The 17,255-nt window shown below is 68.5% G+C and carries 14 protein-coding genes; 5 read left to right on the plus strand and 9 right to left on the minus strand.

Going from position 1 to position 17,255, the window contains the following annotated elements; all coding sequences use genetic code 11:
- Positions 1–48 precede the first annotated feature (48 nt).
- The 4 genes from AB0B57_RS19540 to AB0B57_RS19555 form a co-directional block, all read right to left on the minus strand.
- Positions 49–3,699 (minus strand): NACHT domain-containing protein, encoded by a 3,651-nt coding sequence (locus AB0B57_RS19540; protein ID WP_357071281.1) that lies wholly within the window; start codon positions 3,697–3,699, stop codon positions 49–51.
- Between the two features lie 111 nt (positions 3,700–3,810).
- Complete coding sequence (gene lpdA / locus AB0B57_RS19545; RefSeq protein WP_357071284.1) at positions 3,811–5,208, minus strand: dihydrolipoyl dehydrogenase; 1,398 nt, start codon at positions 5,206–5,208, stop codon at positions 3,811–3,813.
- 156 nt (positions 5,209–5,364) lie between these two features.
- On the minus strand, positions 5,365–5,763 hold the full coding sequence (locus AB0B57_RS19550; protein ID WP_357071287.1) for a nuclear transport factor 2 family protein: 399 nt from the start codon (positions 5,761–5,763) through the stop codon (positions 5,365–5,367).
- 92 nt (positions 5,764–5,855) lie between these two features.
- Entirely contained in the window at positions 5,856–6,659 is an 804-nt protein-coding gene (locus AB0B57_RS19555; protein ID WP_357071290.1) for a hypothetical protein, read from the minus strand.
- 352 nt (positions 6,660–7,011) lie between these two features.
- On the opposite strand from AB0B57_RS19555, the gene AB0B57_RS19560 reads away from it, so the two are divergent.
- Complete coding sequence (locus tag AB0B57_RS19560; protein ID WP_357071293.1) at positions 7,012–9,711, plus strand: RICIN domain-containing protein; 2,700 nt, start codon at positions 7,012–7,014, stop codon at positions 9,709–9,711.
- Between the two features lie 44 nt (positions 9,712–9,755).
- Here AB0B57_RS19560 and AB0B57_RS19565 read toward each other — a convergent pair whose 3' ends face one another.
- Complete coding sequence (locus AB0B57_RS19565) at positions 9,756–10,988, minus strand: DUF1996 domain-containing protein (RefSeq protein WP_357071297.1); 1,233 nt, start codon at positions 10,986–10,988, stop codon at positions 9,756–9,758.
- Positions 10,989–11,286: 298 nt separating this feature from the next.
- Between AB0B57_RS19565 and AB0B57_RS19570 the strand changes: the two genes are divergently transcribed.
- Both AB0B57_RS19570 and AB0B57_RS19575 read left to right on the plus strand, forming a co-directional pair.
- Positions 11,287–11,583, plus strand: a complete 297-nt coding sequence (locus AB0B57_RS19570) for a DUF6582 domain-containing protein (RefSeq protein ID WP_357071300.1) — start codon at positions 11,287–11,289, stop codon at positions 11,581–11,583.
- Positions 11,584–11,640: 57 nt separating this feature from the next.
- Positions 11,641–12,849, plus strand: coding sequence for an FUSC family protein (locus AB0B57_RS19575; protein WP_357071303.1), 1,209 nt, complete (start codon positions 11,641–11,643; stop codon positions 12,847–12,849).
- A 22-nt stretch (positions 12,850–12,871) separates the two neighbouring features.
- Here the strand turns inward: AB0B57_RS19575 and AB0B57_RS19580 are convergent, their stop codons facing one another.
- The 3 genes from AB0B57_RS19580 to AB0B57_RS19590 are packed head-to-tail and all read right to left on the minus strand — an operon-like array spanning position 12,872 to position 13,581.
- Entirely contained in the window at positions 12,872–13,027 is a 156-nt protein-coding gene (locus AB0B57_RS19580; RefSeq protein ID WP_357071597.1) for a YdeI/OmpD-associated family protein, read from the minus strand.
- A gap of 4 nt (positions 13,028–13,031) precedes the next feature.
- Positions 13,032–13,154, minus strand: coding sequence for a hypothetical protein (locus tag AB0B57_RS19585; RefSeq protein ID WP_357071306.1), 123 nt, complete (start codon positions 13,152–13,154; stop codon positions 13,032–13,034).
- A 1-nt stretch (position 13,155) separates the two neighbouring features.
- On the minus strand, positions 13,156–13,581 hold the full coding sequence (locus tag AB0B57_RS19590) for a VOC family protein (RefSeq protein WP_357071309.1): 426 nt from the start codon (positions 13,579–13,581) through the stop codon (positions 13,156–13,158).
- On the opposite strand from AB0B57_RS19590, the gene AB0B57_RS19595 reads away from it, so the two are divergent.
- Positions 13,550–15,547 carry a glycoside hydrolase family 15 protein gene (locus AB0B57_RS19595; RefSeq protein ID WP_357071312.1) on the plus strand — a complete coding sequence of 666 codons (1,998 nt, stop codon included), beginning with the start codon at positions 13,550–13,552 and terminating at the stop codon, positions 15,545–15,547. The genes AB0B57_RS19590 and AB0B57_RS19595 overlap by 32 nt on opposite strands.
- 9 nt (positions 15,548–15,556) lie before the next feature.
- Here AB0B57_RS19595 and AB0B57_RS19600 read toward each other — a convergent pair whose 3' ends face one another.
- Complete coding sequence (locus tag AB0B57_RS19600; protein WP_357071600.1) at positions 15,557–16,372, minus strand: DUF72 domain-containing protein; 816 nt, start codon at positions 16,370–16,372, stop codon at positions 15,557–15,559.
- Between the two features lie 141 nt (positions 16,373–16,513).
- Between AB0B57_RS19600 and AB0B57_RS19605 the strand changes: the two genes are divergently transcribed.
- Positions 16,514–17,245: a Clp protease N-terminal domain-containing protein gene (locus AB0B57_RS19605; RefSeq protein ID WP_357071314.1), complete on the plus strand. Its 732-nt coding sequence runs from the start codon at positions 16,514–16,516 to the stop codon at positions 17,243–17,245.
- Positions 17,246–17,255 lie beyond the last annotated feature (10 nt).

A 17,255-nucleotide genomic window follows, 5' to 3' on the forward strand; every position in this document is an offset into this window, starting at 1 on the left:
CGCCGTGCCACAGGTGCCAGAACAGCCTGCAGGTCCGAGGAAGCACGGCTATTCGACGATCGCACCGTTGCGGGCGAGGTGGTCGCGGACGGCCTGCGGCAGGCCTGTGGCTTCCCGGAAGATCGCACCACGGACCTTGCTGCTCAGGTTCGCCGTGGCGACCTCGGCGCGGGTATCCAGGTCATAGGCACTGAGGCCGCCATAGGCGTCGGCGACGACCAGAAGGCCCCGGTCGGTGAAGGTGAAGCTCGTGGCATGACGGTCGGGGTCGATCTCCAGGATCGGCCGGGCAGGCTCGTCGACGTGGAACACGCGAACGCCGCCGCTGTACGGGACGGCGGCGACGCTGCCGTCCCGGCTCAGCCTGAACGCGCGCAGGCTCCGGGCCGGGTAGTCGAGGAGCCGGTCGTAGGGTTCCCCGTACGGGTCCACGAAGTCGACCAGGCGCACGCTGCCCGTGTCGACGTCGAGCAGCATCAGGTGCGGACCGTCGTCGTCGACTGAGATCACGCCGACGCCACTCGCACCGTAGAGCTGCATGTTGTCCGCGTCGGCCGTGGGGACCCGCAGGGTGCGGTGCGCCTCGTAGCGAAGGTCTCCGCCCGCGCCGATGAGCAGCTCGAAGAGTTCGACCTCGGATGTCGGAAAGGTGTCGTCCTGGTCGGCGCCCAGCACGTTGAGGCCGAACACCCGACCGGCCCCGTTCACCTCGAATGTCACATTGGCCGCTTCAAGGAGGATCTCGGCGGTCAGCGCGTCCGTGTCGATGTCGCGCAGAGTGAGCAACTCGCCGTTCTCGCGCTGGTGTAACTCCAGCAGATAGTGCTTCTCGTCGATCTGCCACGCGTCGCCGGTGATCCCGCGGATGGGATGCGGCGACATCGTGCCGCTCGCCGGATCGTGGAGGACTCCGGCGAGCCGCGACGCCGTCGTGTCGTCCCGATAGACGACAAGCATCTTGCCGTCGTCGAACATCACGCCGCCATCCACCTTGCCAGGCAATCTCAAGACCAGCTCAGGATCTTCGGACAGCGTCCACAGGTAGAGCTGGCTGTCCCGGGTACGGCAGCCGACCGGCAGGTCGCCGCGGCTGCCGACGGAATCCACGGCGCCGCGCTCGAAGCCGAGGTAATCGGCAGTGGCGAAACGGGCGCCGGTCAGGTCTGCGCCAGCCAGGTCCACGTCCTCCAGATCGGCGCCCTCGAACCTGGCTCCGCGCAGCGAGCAGCCGGCCAGGCTCATTCCCGCGTCATACCGATCCAGCTGCGCCGACCGCAGGTCGACGCCGTCGAGCTGTCGCCCGCGCAGCGTGTTCGGGTCAATTCGGGCAATGATCTCGATGAGGTTCGCGCCCAGCAGGCTCGTGTGCGTGTCGGACAGTTCCGCGGTGCACCGCAGGTACTCGACAAGCGACTCGATCGGGTTCGTGGTCAGCATCGGGCTCATCAGGTCGAAGACGGCGGGCGTGTCGACACTGACAGCGGAGTCGGCGAGCTGCTGAAGACCTTCCGGGCGCCATCCGATCGCGGCGGCGCGCTCGTCGGCCGGGATGGACGGCAGCTCCGACCACGTGAACCTCGGCTCGCGCGTAGGCCGCACCGACCCGATCAGGGCCATGAAGTCCTCGTTCATCACGCCGAGCTTGGCCGCCATCCGGTACGCGGCGAAGAACTCGAGCAGGGAGCGATGGGCCGGGGAGTAGTCGCCCTCCGAGTTCCGGACCAGCATGGTCTGCCCGAGCATGTCGTAGTGCCAGTGGTCCAGGTCGCGCTGTTCCTGGACAGCGGGACCGAAGCACGCGCGGATGTGGTCGGGAATCGCCCGGTAGTTGATGCTGAGGATCGACTCCTTGAGCATGTACGCGGACAGCTCGCACAGGAAGTAGACCTTGTCGGCCAGCGACGTGAACGTACGCTCGGCCCGAATGTCAGCATCGATCTTGTGCTGCACCGCGTACAGGTAGACGCGGGAGATGTCGACCTTCGCACCGCGCTCGATGGCCGGCAGCGCGGAAAGCACGAGGTCAGCCATGACCGGGCGCCGGATGAGGTCGACCAGGTCCTGATTCTGCAGGATGACGTCCTTCGCGGGACCGCTCGTCAGCTTGTCGAGCAGTTCGTCCACCTGGTCGTCGTCGAATGGCTCAAGCTCGACCACCTCGAACTGCGGCGGCTCGCCGGTCAGGGCCTGCGTCGAGGCGGCCAGCCGGGCGCTGAGCACGTCGCGGCCCTCGCGCGCCTCGGGGAAGTGTTCGGTGCGGCAGGTGAGCAACACCTTCGAACCGGGAACGACGGCCCGGGCCAGCTCCCAAAAGTTGTTGATCATCGCCTGGCGGTCGACCCGGGCGGCCATCTCGTCGAAGCCATCGAAGATCAGCAGCAGTCGACCCATCCGGTTCAACGCCTCGAAGACGCCGTAGCCGCCGGGCAGGATCTCGTGCTTGCGGAAGAAGAACTCGCTGAACAGCGACTCAAGGCTGACCGCCTTGGCGTAGTCGCGCAGCGGGATCACCAGCGGCAGGCGCGGCCGTTTGCGGCCGGAGGCCTTGGCCGCCCGCCACTCCTGCGCGACGGTCCAGGCGAAGTGGAGGCTGAACCAGCTCTTGCCCATGCCGAATTCGCCGAGGATCGACAGGTGCTCCTTGGTGTCGTCGTCCAACCAGGACCGCACGTATTCGCCAAGCCCGCCCTCGCGCCACGAGTAGACGCTCCGGGCGGCGATCCGACCGCTGCCCCGGTCGGGCTCGTCCTTCACACAGGAGGGTGGCACGAACCGCTCGTCGATCTGGCGGTCGCGGACCTCGCGCTCAAGCCATTTCAGGTACGGCTCGAAGTCGGCGCTCTCGTCGATCAACTCGTCGAGGGTGTAGCAGTAGACCTGTTCGAGCTGCTCGTCGACAGCGCGGGCGGCCTTGCTGATCCGCTGCGGCACGACCACCCAGCCCTCGGACGCGTGGTGGGCCGTCACCAACTCGGCAGCGCGGGTGACGTCCGGGGCACTGAGCTCGCCACTCTTGCCGAGGACGACAGCGGTGTCGTACCCACGGCGGGCTGGCACCCGCACCAGCCAGACGAACTCCGCCGGGCCGGACTCGACCTCCCGCAGAATGCGGTATTCCACCGCGGCGAACCACTCGCGCAACTCGTTGGCCAGGTGCCGGATCGAGGTGATCGCCCCGCCCTCCTGCCGCAGGATCTCCTCGCGGGTGCCCATCCGGTCAATTCGCCTGATCAGCCCGGCGAGGGTCTCCTGGATGTCGTTGACGCCGAGCTCCATCCTGGTCTCGGCGGCGGTGCGGGTGCGGTCGACCAGCCGGTTGAAGACTATCGAGAAGCCGGTGACCTCACGGGCCAGGTTGTAGTCGAGACGGCCGAGCGCGCCGGTCTCCTCATTCCACTGGAGGATCTCGGCGACCTCGCGGTCGAGGTGAGCTGGGTCGCCGGTCACGAAGGACCGCTCGAACGCCTCGCGCACGTACTGGTTCTGGAACAGCCGGAGTACCGGTTCTGGCTTGCCGTAGCAGTACTCGACCACGGTGTAGGTGTAGACGCCCGCGAAGTCGGGCGGTGGCGCGTCCGGCGCCATGCCCAGCTTGTGCAGGACCGCGACCACGCCCTCCTGGCGCTTCAGCTTGTCGGTCGCGGGCTTGGCGATGGCGCCCAAGACCCGTAACGCCGTGGATAGCTCCGCTCCAGACATGACTGCCTTGTATCACGCCGCCCCGCCAGACGTAAGCGAGGGACGCAATGCCGATCCATCAATCTGCGGGGTTCGGGATTCGCGTGCCCGGAGGCACATCAACGATCGGTGCTACATGTTGATCATGTGGCCGGCCAGGCCGTGAATGGCCTCCTTGACGGCCTCGCCGAGGGTCGGGTGGGCGTGGATGTTGCGGGCCACCTCGGTGACGCGTAGCTCCCACTGCCGGGCCAGGGTGAGCTCGGGTAGCAGCTCGGTCACATCAGGACCGATCAGGTGGGCGCCGAGCAGCTCGCCGGTGGCGTCGTCGCTGAGGATCTTGACGAAGCCGCTGGAGTCGCCCAGGCCGTGGGCCTTGCCGTTGGCCGTGAAGGGGAACTTCGCCGCGTTCACGGTGTAGCCGAGCTTGCGGGCCTCCTCCTCGGTGTAGCCGAAGCTGGCGACCTGCGGCTGGCAGTAGGTGGCCCGCGGGACCATGGCGTAGTCGATCTCCATGGTCTCGGCGCCGGCGATCGTCTCGGCCGCCACGATGCCCATGGCCTCGGCGTTGTGGGCGAGCATGAGCTTGGCGGTGACGTCGCCGATGGCGTAGACGTTCGGCACGTTCGTGCGGCAGCGGCCGTCCACCGCGATCGCGCCCCGGGGAGCCAGCTCGACGCCCAGCTCGTCCAGGCCGTACCCGTCGACGTTGGGCGTGAAGCCGATGGCCTGGAGAACCCTGTCGGCCTCGATGACCTGCTGCTCACCACCACGGGACACGGTGACCCGCACCCCGGCGCCGGTCTCCTCGATCTGCTCCACCCGCGTGCCGGTGAACACGTCCACGCCCAGCCGCCGGTAGTGCCGCCGCAGCTCGGCCGACACCTCCGGGTCCTCCAGCGGGAGCATCCGATCGAGAAACTCGACGATGGTCACCTGCACGCCGTAGTTGTGCAGCACGTACGCGAACTCGACCCCGATGGCACCCGCGCCCGCGATGACGATTCGCTCGGGAAGCTCGGCACTCAGGATCTGCTCCTCGTACGTCACCACGCGCTCGCTGAGCTGGGTGCCGGGCAGCAGCCGCGGGGTGGCGCCGGTGGCGATGATGCAGTGCCGGAACGACACGGCCCGGCTGCCGTCCGGACCATCGACGCGCAGCGTGTCAGCTCCGGTGAACGTGCCCCGGCCGTTGATCTCGGTGATGCCGTTCTTTTTCATCAAGTAGTGCACGCCTTTGACCCGGCCGTCGGCGACCTTGCGGCTGCGCGCGTGCGCGGCCCCGAAATCGAAGGTCACCTCGCCGGTCGAGCTGATGCCGAATGTCTTGGCCTCGCGCGTGAACAGGTGGGCCAGTTCGGCATTGCGGAGAAGTGCCTTCGACGGAATGCAACCCACGTTGAGGCAGACGCCGCCCCAGTATTTCTCTTCCACGACCGCCGTGCGCAAACCGAGTTGAGCAGCACGGATGGCGGCCACGTAGCCACCGGGACCGGCGCCGAGCACCACGACGTCGAATTCGTCAGCCATCCGCAGATCCTAACCACACGCACGGTGCTGGTGTGAGTCGCGCTTATGTGACGAAGAACTGTTCTCGCAGATCCGGATCCCCGGGTCGAGTCGCGGTTGTCGAGATTGACCAAGGCAGCGTCGAACACACGTCCTGGAGTGCGGTGCTGCCTCTCGTCAGGTGAACAGGCCGGCCGGCGGCGAGTGGTGGCCCTCGCGCACGTGCGAGTAGTCGCGGGCCTCGGCGACGAGGCCCGCCTCGTCGAAACGCAGCACGGTGCATCCGGAGATGGTCAGGGGCTGGTCCTTGAGGTGGACCACCGCCCAGTACTCCACGGTTGCGGCATCGCCGTCGACCCGTGGCTCGCCGAAGAACACCTGGGCGGGTCGGGACTCCTCGGCGAAGGCTTCCTCCAGGTAGGCCCGGAGGCCGGCTCGGCCCCGGTACGGGCGGAACAGGGAGGCCCAGTGGTCGCCGTCCTCCCGTTGCAGGGCGACGATCGCGTCGATGTCCCGGGTCGGCCAGGCGTCGGCCCAGGTCGTGGCCCAGCGGCGGGCCGCCGTGTGTGTCCGCATGGTGGTGTCCTCCGCTGCTGCCGCGTCTCGGGTCAGCCCAGTTCGTACCACCGACCCCTGACGCTCGCGCGGCCCGCGTCGCGGCTCCTCGGCTAGCGCGGTGGCGAGACGTACAGCCCGGTGTTGCACCCCGTCTCGCCCGGTGCCAGCCAGATCGGGTCGTACGCCGGTGCTTCGATGGCTCCGCCGGGCGTCCGGACCAGCAGGAGGCACTGCCGCTCGGGGGGCACGCTCAGCACGGCGACGAGGGCATTCTCGTGGGTGGTCGTGTCGACGGTGACGTGCTTCTCCGGGAAGGCGGCTCGCACGGCGCCCGCGAGGGTGTCGGGCGTGGCGGTGCGCAGCGCCGCCGCGAGCCGGTCGCGCGCGTCGGCGGGCATCGCCGGGTACGGCTTGGCGACGGGCACCAGAGGCATCCGCACGGAGGGGCAGTCGATCTCTTCGGATGAGGTGTTGCGGCCGAGCTTCAGCAGGTAGCGATAGCACCGTGTGGCCTGGCCGGCGGAGTGCCCGGGGTTGCCGAAGGGCCCTCCGGGGTCTTCGTCCACTGTCACCACGAACCGGACGTCGATGGTGGCCCGCTCGTCGCCGAACGTGCGGCCGGACCAGGCCAGCGGCTCACGTCGGACCTTCGACGTGCCGTCTTCGGTGGGGTCGAGGACTTCGGTCGCGGCGATGTACTCGGCGTCCCGCACCCAGTCGCGATGGCCGAGTTCCTCGTCGAGGCGCTTCGCCTCGGCCGCGGCGTGGTCCCGTGCCATCGAGGTGCCGTCGCCGTACTCCGCGCATCCGGTCGACACCAGGCAGAGCGCCAGCACGGCGCAGACCAGCGGCGTGGAGCCGAGCCGTCGCCGGGTGCCGGAGGGTCGTCGACCGAGTCGGTGCGGATGAGCCATGGCGTCGAGCATGCCGGCCGACGGCGGCGGCGGGATGAGTGCTCGTACTCAGCCCGCTGGGCAGCGCGCTCCTTCGTCGCGGATTCATCGGACGATGCCGGTGACGCCGGGGGCGGGGCTCGGGCGTTCTGCCCGGTACGAGCGTCTTTGCGCATTGACCACTCTTAATTGACTGTTGCAGTCGTCACACGTTCGACATACAGTCCCTGGGAGAGCTTCGTAGCGATTGGAAAAAGAGTGCGGTCGGGCGACAGCAGCCCCTCCGCCAGTCCTTAGTGGCATCGCTGTTCCGTGCTCGTCGCTCGATACCCACATTCGGCATCCCGTCGACGGCAAGTGAAAGGAACAGCACGTGAAATCAGCAATATCCACCGCTCGAACGTCATTGTTGGCGCTCGCGGTCTTCGTCTCCGCCGCAGTGCCGGCCGTGCTGACGAATCAGCTACCGGCCTCGGCCGCGGTGCAGGCGACCTACTATGTCGCCCCGGACGGCAACGACACCAACGCGGGGACGCTCGAATCCCCATTCAAGACCCTGCAACGCGCACGGGATGTCGTTCGTACGGTGAATACGAACATGACCGGCGACATCGACGTGTTGCTGCGCGGTGGGAGTTATCCGATCAGCAGCACCGTCGAGTTCGGCACGAGCGACTCGGGCACCAACGGCTTCCGGGTCAGCTATGGCGCGTACCCCGGTGAGAAGCCGGTCCTCGACGGTGGTGTCCAGGTGACCGGGTGGACCCAGCACAGCGGCAACATCTGGAAGGCGCCACTGGATCGCGCCAACAAGCTGCGGGCGCTGTACGTCAATGACAAGCGAGCCGTGATGGCGTCGAAGACGATCAGCTCGGGCGGGTGCTACGGGACGTACAACATCACCGCGAACCAGGCCGCGTGGGCCTGGGAGTCGGGCTCGCAGTGCGACGGCGCCAAATACAGCCTGAACGACTTCCCCGCCGTCGCCCGCAACCAGGACGACATCGAGATCGAGACGGGGACAACCTGGACCACGGCCATCGTGGGTGTCCGCCAGGTGACCACGAGTTCCGACGGCGCGAACCGGGTCGCCCTGTTCCAGCAGCCGGGTGCGGCGATCGCCCAGGGCTCGTTCAACGGCAACGCCCAGGTGGGCGGCACCCACAAGCTCATGAACGCCTACGAGTTCCTGGACGCGCCGGGCGAGTTCTTCTTCGACAAGGGCACCAAGACGGTCTATTACTACAAGGCCACTGCCGACAACATGTCGACCGCGACGGTCTACGCGCCGAACAACGTCACCACCGTGCTGCGGGTCGCCGGCACCTCGACCAGCAGCCACGCCCGCAACATCACGTTCTCCGGCCTGACCGTGCAGCACTCCGACTGGAACCTGTTCAACGTCGCCGGCGCGTCCTTCAAGCAGGCGCAGCAGGGCAACCTCGGCGCCCAGGTGTACGCGAAGGGCAACTTCCACGTCTACCACTACCGCAACGTGGACGTCGTTCCCGGCATTCTCCAGGTGCAGAACGCCGACGGGATCCTCCTGCAACGCAACCGGATCCAGCACACCGGTGCCGACGGGATCAGCATGGTCAACGACGTGCAGGGCTCGCAGTTGATCGGCAACTCCACGAACGACATCGCCGGCTCCGCGATCCTGGTGGGCCATCCCCAGCACGTCTACATCGGAGACGGCACGTCGACCAACCGCGAGAAGTACTCCGCGCAGGTCGAGGGGCTGCCGAAGAACATCGACATCAAGAACAACTATCTCTACGACAGTGCCGTCCTGTTCAACGGGCACAGCGCCATCTCGGCCTACTTCGCGGACACCCTCACCATCCAGCACAACCGGATCGAGAAGACTCCGTGGTCGGGCATCACCCTCGGCTGGGGCTGGTGGAACTTCGACGGGTCATCGGGCTCGATCGTGCCCAACCGACCCACCACGACGGCGCGAAACAACAACATCAGCTACAACCACATCATCGACACGGTGCAGCGCCTCAGTGACACGGCCCCCATCTACACGCTCGGCAGCCAGCCCGGGACGATGATCACCAACAACTATCTCCAGGGCGTGCCGTCGGGCCACAAGTACGGGCTGCACCCGGACGAGGGGTCGGCGTTCATCACGTTCCGCGACAACGTCCTGAGCATCGACAAGAACGTCACCTGGATGATCAATTCGGATGATTTCGGGCGCAAGCACGATCTGAGCATCACGCAGATCTACGGCCCGATCAACAAGGTCTCCAACAAGAACCTGCCGAACAGCACGGTCGCCGACATCCTCGTCTCCTCCGACTATGTCTGGCCCGCGGCGGCCTACAGCATCGCCGCGAACTCCGGACTTGAGGACGCGTACCGGGACATCGTTGCGGCGAGCACCTTCTCCGCGCCGAACTACGTGCTGCCGGCCAGCACGTTCGTCGCCAGTGCCACGGCGTCGATCCCGATCCGCAGCACCGGCGACGCCACCAAGTCGGTCTGGCTGGCTCCGTCCGGCACGACCACCTTCACCGCCGGGGCGACGATGACCAGGGCGACCGGCACCGCCACCTCCATCGCCGTGCCGACGACCCAGGGCGAGTACCGGCTCTACGTGGTCGACGCGCAGGGCAACCGGTCGGCGGAGTCGACATTCATCGTCCGGCAACAGCAGGGCGGCGGCGGTACGGGCGTCGGGCAACTCGTGGGTGGCCAGTCCGGCCGCTGTGTGGAGGTGCCCAACTCCTCGACCACCAACGGCACCCAGACGCAACTCTGGGACTGCTCCACCGGCACCAACCAGCGGTGGACCCACACCGCCAGCAAGCAGCTGACCGTGTACGGCAACAAGTGCCTGGACGCGTCCGGGGCCGGCACGGCCAACGGCACCGCGGTCATCATCTGGGACTGCCACGGCGGCACGAACCAGCAGTGGAACGTCAACACCAACGGCACCATCACGAACGCCCAGTCCGGGCTCTGCCTCGATGCCAACGGCGCTGCCACCGCCAACGGCACCAAGGTGATCCTCTGGTCGTGCAACGGCGGCGCGAACCAGCGGTGGACGCTGCGTAGCTGACCGATCAGACCCCGGGGCCAGGCCGACACGGGCCTGGCCCCGGGCTATTTCTGGTATCCGTAGTTGTCGCAGGTCCGGCGGCCGAGGACGCAGTTCTTGGTGCGCTTGTTCATGGTGGCGACGTCCCACATCACGAACGCGTCGCCGTGCATCGACGAGGCGCTCTTGCCCTCCTTGTCGGAGGAGAGGTAGTAGCCCGCCGGGGTGCCCTTCGCCGGGTACTGGATGTCGAAGGTGATCGCCGGAATCCGGACCGGATGGCTGGGCGGGCAGGCGTCGCCGCTGCCGTACGTCACATGGTCCTTGTGGTTGGGGCTGTCCAGGTGCTTGCCGTCCCAGCAGTCGGGGAACTGCATCATGAAGTGCAGCGTCGCGTCCCCTCCGCAGATGGGCCAGTTGCCGTTTGTGCTGCGGGCGACGCCGTCGAGATCCCCCGGGCCGTAGAAGGCGCAGTAGAACTGCCCGGTCGCGCCACGCGGGGTCGGCTTCTTCTTCTTGGCGTCGCCGGAGATCATGCGCAGGCCGTTGGGCAGCGGCATCTGGCCTGTCGAGTTCTTGGCGAGCGATCGGTAGTAGACCCGGAAGCCAGTGGTCTCGACCGGCTTGCCCGTCGCGTTGTCGTAGAGCGTGGGCACCCAGTAGGCGGAGTGGTCCTGCGCCGGCTTGCAGGAGGTGGCCGTGAACCTCGTCAGGTCACCGGCGGCGGTGTTCGCGTCGACGGCCTTGTTGCCGACGAAGGAGTGCATGTGTGAGGCGCCCGGTAGGCCAGGAGCGACGATCGGGTCATCCGGCAACCGGTGGCTGTACTGGCAGTCCGCGCGGAACTCCGGCAGGTTGCCCACACCGGCCGGGACCGGGTCGATCGTCAACGCCCGGTACGCGTCGGCCTGCGCCTTCCAGGCCGCGCGGTCGACGGGAATCCAGCCGGTGGCGGGGATCTTCGGCGCGGCGGCGGTGGACGGGGTCGCGGCGATCGGTGGGGTCGTGGAGGTCAATGGCGTCGCGACGGCCGACGCTGCCGCAGCGGACTCGGTGGGCCGGGCCGATGGAGACGGGTAATCCACGGCGTTGGCCGCGTTCGACGGCCTCGGCGGCACCCCGCCGTTGCCCAGGTATACGCCCCCGGCCGCGGCGGCGAGCAGCACCGCCGCTCCGGCGGCCACGCCGAGCTTGGTGCGGGCCGGCCACCCCGGCGGGCGATGACGTGACGGCGGCGGGCTCTCGTACGACACCTGGCACTCCCAACGAGCCGACATGAGGCTGACCCGAACGGCCACGGCCGCCGAATGGTAGGTGCCCGCCGCCCGTACTCGACAGTTCCTTAAACCTTCCTTAAAGTACGCGGACGCGGGTGTCCACACAGGTCGGTGCGTAGCGCCTGGCCACGGACGCGGAACGGTCGAATGTCGCGGATTACCGTTTCGCGGGGTGACATGTATCGCTCCGCGCCCAGGTGGCGGGGCACCCGCCGTCGAGGTCGACGGTGGGTGCTCCGCCCGCTCTGGTCGGGTTGGCGGGACCGGAAAATGTCCGCCGGAGAGGTGCTGGCGGACAGCGTGCGGGTAATGCGGGGTGATGAAGTCGACCTGGAAGCCCCACGAGAAGCACGGCGGCCTGTCGAGCAAGGACAAGCGCGAGCTGCCGGAGACCGTCTTCGCGTTCCCTCGTGAACGCAAGGAACCGATGACCGACGCGGGCCACGTCCGCAACGCCATCGCCCGCTTCGACCAGGTGCAGGGCGTCACCGACGAGGACCGGGACCTGGCCTTCCAGAACATCCTCGCCGCAGCCAAGCACTACGACGTCGAGGTCGCCGAGACGAACTGGCGCCAACTCGGCAAACTCCCGCACACACCCAATCCCGCCCACTGACCGGGTCACCCACCCGGTTTGCCGGATAGGTCCGCCGTCGGCGGGTAAGCGGCGCGAATGCCCGCGAAGCAGGAGCCCGTGGCCGACCTCGGCCCACAACCGAGCGGGGCGTCCCGCGCGGCGGCCGGCCTGCGTGAGCGGGTACGGCACGCACTGCGCGCCCGCGCCTGGCGGTTCCGCCTCTTCGGGCTGCTCGCCGTGCAGGCCGGCATCGCGGCGGCGCTCGCCTGGTTCGTGGGAGCCCAGTTCCTGGACAACCCCGCCCCGGTGCTGGCGCCCACCACCGCGGTCGGCATCGTGGCCGCCTCGATGGGCTCGCGCCTGCGGCGCACCGTCGAGCTGCTGGTCGGGGTGATTCTCGGCCTCGCCGTCGGTGACGCGCTCATGCCGCTGTTCGGCATCGGAGCCTGGCAGACCGGCGTGGTCGTCGTCTTGGCGATCATCGTCGCCGTGCTGCTCAAGGGCGGCGGATCCCTGCTCACCCAGGCCGGCGGCACCGCGGTGCTCATCGCCACCCTGGAACCGCCGGTACGCGAACTGTCCGTGCCGCGCTTCGTCGACGCCGCGGTTGGCGGGCTGATCGGTCTGGCGGTCGGCCTGCTGCTGGTGCCCATCCACCCGCAGCGGACGGTGCAGCGGCTGGCCGAACCGGTCCTTGATCCGACCATCGACGCCCTGCACAACCTGGCCACGGCGCTGCGTCGCAGGGACCTTCGGGAGGTCGAGCAGAGTCTCAGCGGTCTGCGGGTTCTTGGATCGCGGATGACCGCGTTGGACGAAGGTCTCGGGGCTGCCCAGGAAGTGGTGCGACTGGCGCCACTACGGTGGCGCCAACGCAGATCCCTGGCCCGGTACACCGAGGCCGTCCGACATCTCGAGCGCAGCCTCTACGGCTGTCGGGCCGTCGCGAGGAGACTCGCCATGGCTCTCCGCGAGGATGAGCCGCTACCGGAGGAGTTCGCGGCGGCCATCGACCTGCTGGCCGACAGCGTGCAGACGCTGAAACGCACCACCTCCCGCGTGCGGGCGGAGCCGCGGGAGGCGCGCCAACAGATCCTGACCGCTGTCGAGTTGGTCGGGAAGGCGCAGGGGAAGGCCGCGCCGGATCCCACCCGTCCACACACCCACCGGCTGGGCTACTCGGGGATGATCGCCGCGGGTGAGTTTCGTACGGCCACCTACGACCTGCTCATCGCGAGCGGGTTGCACGCCGACGAGGCGGCAGCGTTACTGCGGCGGACGGTGGACCGGACCGCATGGAGCTGAGCCGGCCCACCGTCCGCCGTCACTACCCGGTCAGTCGCGCGACCTCCCGGGCCAGCACCTTCGCCCGGGTCTCCGGAGTGCGGGCCTTGAGCACCGGCAGGATCACGGCATACTGGGCGGATCGGCCGAGCCGCTCGAACGCGGCGTTCGCGCGGGGATCGGCGGACAGCGCGGCCAGGAGGTCAGGCGGGGTGGTGGCGGTGCGCTGCCTTGGCGATCCGTAGCCACGCCTCGTCGCGTACGTCGTGCTGGGTGGCCAGCCACGCCTCCCACGCCGCCGCGTCGGGAAAGTCGAGCACCTCCACCTCAGCTGCCCTTCAGCGAGGCCAGGATCTCTTCGTAGTGCGGGTTCTTCATGACGCCCAGCACGTTGCCGAACGGGTCGACGACCGACGCGGTGATGAACCCCTCGTCCCCGTGCGGGGTGATCGGCTGGTACTCCGTGGCACCCAGCGCCAGCAGACGCTTGACTGTGGCGTCGAGGTCGTCGACGTACCAGTGCATGACCACGCCCCCGGGCCCCGTCGCGGCGTTGGGCGGGCCGAACTTGCGGTCGATGATGCCCAGCTCCGCCTGGTAGTCACCGATCCGGAACTCGGTGTAGGCCGGGCGTCCGTCGGGCCCCGGGCGCATGAAGTACGCCTCGACGCCGAGGAATTCCGCATACCACGTGGTGGCCGCCTCCACGTCGTCCGCCCAGATGTTGAGTGTGGCAAATCCTCGCAGGCTCATCAGGTGTCCTCTCCGCAATGTGTTCGGTGTCGACGCTAGCGACGATTGCGGAAGGTACGGTTCCGCAATCGCGGGTGTAGGTCATCAATTCCCGGGTAGTCGCCGCCGTTGGCTCGACGAATGCGGGGGCAGCGTGGCGACGACCTACCCGGCGGTGGAGGAACACGGCCTGATCGGTGACCTGCAGACCGCGGCGCTGATCAGCACGGACGGCACTGTCGACTGGTTCTGTGCGCCGCGGTTCGACTCCCCGAGCGTTTTCGCCGCGCTGTTGGACCGCCACCGGGGCGGCCACTTCCAGCTGTCGCCCGACGGCGTCGACTACCTGAGCAAACAGCTCTACCTGCCCGGTACGCCGATCCTGATCACCCGCTTCCACAGCGCCGACGGCGTCGCGGAGCTGTTGGACTTCATGCCCGTCACCGGTGCCCGCGCCACCGAGCGGCACGTGCTGGTCCGGCTGGTCCGGATGGTCCGGGGGAGCATGCGGTTCCGCTTCGACTGCCGGCCCCGGTTCAACTACGGGCGCGATCCGTACACCCTTGAGGTGCACCCCGAGGGTGACGTCTTCCGAAGCCGGACGCTGACCCTCACCCTCGCTCCCTTCAAGAACGTGGAACGGGTGTTCAACGCCAGGGACATCCGGCGGGACGCCGACGGGGTGTCCGCGTCGTTCACCCTGCGGCAGGGCGACATCGGCGGGGTGGTCCTGGAGACCGCCTGCCCGCACGCGCCCCGGGCGCTCACCACCGACCAGGCGTGCGACCTGCTCGCCCAGACCCGCGACTACTGGCGGCGGTGGGTGGGTGGTTCCCGCTACACGGGTCGCTGGCGGGAGGTGGTCGAGCGGTCGGCGATCACGCTCAAACTGATGACGTACGCGCCGACCGGTGCCCTGGTCGCCGCACCCACCGCGGGTCTGCCGGAGCAGATCGGCGGGCAGCGCAACTGGGACTACCGCTACACCTGGGTCCGGGACGCGTCCTTCTCGGTGCACGCGCTGCTGCGCCTGGGCTTCACCGACGAGGCCCAGAAGTATCTGCTCTGGCTCGACGCGCGTATTCGTGCGGCCAGTGACGGTGACATTCCGCTGCAGGTCATGTACCGGATCGACGGCTCACCGGACCTGCCGGAGGAGGTGCTGGATCACCTGGAGGGGTACCGCGGTTCGGCCCCGGTGCGCATCGGAAACGGTGCGGCGGGCCAACTGCAACTCGACATCTACGGCGAGGCGCTCCTCTCGTTGGAACTGGCCGACCGCAACGGGCTGATCCCGCCGTACCAGGGTTGGCGTAAGACGGCCGGGTTGATGGACTGGCTCTGCGCGCACTGGGACCAACCCGAGGACGGCATCTGGGAGACCCGCTCCGGCCGGCAGGACTTCACCTACGGGCGGGTGTTGTCCTGGGTCGCACTCGACCGTGCCATCCGCATCGCGCACCGCCGAGGGCGCCCCGGTGACACCGCCCGCTGGGCCGCCGAACGCGACGCCATCTACGAGCAGGTCATGACCCGTGGGTTCAACCAGGAGCGACAGGCGTTCGTGCAGCACTACCGGTCCGACATCCTGGACGCCTCGCTCCTGGCGATGCCCGGGCTGAACTTCATCTCACCGACCGACCCGATGTGGGAGTCGACGCTGCGGGCGATGGACACCGAACTGGTCTCCGACAGCCTGGTCTACCGCTACGACCCGAAGGCCTCGCCGGACGGCCTGGCCGGCACCGAGGGCACCTTCAACATGTGCACCTTCTGGTACGTCCAGGCGCTCGCCCAGGCCGGTCGGCTCGACGACGCGCGGTTGACCTTCGAGAAGATGCTCACCTACAGCAACCCGCTCGGTCTCTACGCCGAGGAGATCTCCCCGTCGGGTGCGCAGATCGGCAACTTCCCGCAGGCGTTCAGCCACCTGTCCCTGATCAGCACGGCGACCCACCTCGACGACCTGCTCGGCGAGCAGTGCTGACCGCTCGGGTCAGAACAGCGTCAGCGGCTCGACCGGGATCGGCTCGGGCAGCGCGTCGAGTTCGGGTACGCGTGCTCGTACCTCGTCGTGGAAGCGCCGCGCGAGCACCGGCGCGTCGGCGTTGTCCGGGGTGTGCACGAACATCGTCGGCGAGCGCCCCTCCCGTAGCCAGGCCACGGTGACGTCGATCCAGCGCTGCCACCCCTCGACGGTGCGGGCCGAGTCGTCCCGGCCGAGGTAGCGGACGATCGGACGATCGGTCAACGCGAGCGACCGGAGCGGCACCCGCGGCTTCTTGGTCCAGGCGTCCCGCTCCGCGTCGCTGGTGGGTGGGCTCGCGAAGAAGGCGGTCGTGTCGAAGGGGACCCACTCGGCGGACGCGACGGCGAGGGTCGCCTCCAGCAGCCGGGCCGCGTGGGCGTCGCCGAAGAACGCGGGATGGCGGACCTCCACCGCGTACCGGTGCGACTGCGGGAGTTGGCCCAGGAACCGGCGCAGGGTCGCGACGTCGGTGGGGGCGAACGAGCCGGGCAGTTGGATCCAGAGGGCGTGTACGCGCGGGCCGAGCGGCTCGATCGCGTCCAGGAAGGCGTGCAGCGGTTCGCCGACGTCGGTGAGCCGGCGTTGGTGGGTGATGACCTTCGGAAGTTTGAGGACGAACCGGAAGTCGGGATCCGTCTGGGCGGCCCACGACGAGACGGTGTCCCGGGCGGGCGTCGCGTAGAACGTCGTGTTGCCCTCCACGGCGTCGCACCAGCTGGCGTAGTGCCGCAGACGCTCTGTCGGCGGCAGCAGGTGCCCCGACCACGACCGGTGGCTCCACATCGCGCACCCCACGTGCAGCCGCATGACCGCCCTTCCCGCCGCTCGACCGGAGCCCACCGTATCCGGGCCAGCCGATGCGACTGGGCCGACGGTCGTCAACTCGGGGTTGACGCAAGGAGATCGTCAACTTATGGTTGACGCATGACAGATCCTCTCCAGATGAGCAACACCGTCAAGCTCGACGACCTGATCCAGGCGATCAAGAAGGCGCACACCGACGCGCTCGACCAGCTCACCGACGCGGTCATCGCCGCCGATCACCTCGGCGAGGTCGCCGACCACCTGATCGGGCACTTCGTCGACCAGGCGCGCCGCTCGGGTGCCTCCTGGACCGACATCGGCCGCAGCATGGGGGTCACCAAGCAGGCCGCCCAGAAACGCTTCGTGCCGAAGGCCACCGACGGGTCGCCGCTCGACCCGAACGAATCCTTCGGCCGGTTCACCCCCCGGGCCCGCAACGTGGTGATGTCCTCCCAGGAGGAGGCCCGCACCAGCGGCAGCGCCGAGATCCGCCCCGAGCACCTGGTGCTGGGCCTGCTGGCCGAGCCGGAGGGACTGGCCGCCACGGTGATGGCCGGCCGCGGCGCCACCGCCGAGGTGGTGCGGGAGAAGGTCGCCGCAGTCCTGCCGCCGCCGGCCGAGCAGGTCCCGGACCTCATCCCGTACGACGCGCGCGGCAAGAAGGCGTTGGAGTTGACCTTCCGGGAGGCGCTGCGCCTCGGGCACAACTACATCGGCACCGAACACATCCTGCTGGCCCTGCTGGAGCAGGAGGACGGCACCGGCGTGCTCACCGATCTCGGCCTGGCGAAGGCGACTGTCGAGGCCGACCTGGCCGCCGCGCTCGCGGCGTTCACGGCGCAGCGGAAGTGAGGACCCGGGG

Origin of the sequence: Micromonospora sp. NPDC049101 (assembly GCF_040648675.1) — a bacterium.
Taxonomy (GTDB): Bacteria; Actinomycetota; Actinomycetes; order Mycobacteriales; family Micromonosporaceae; genus Micromonospora.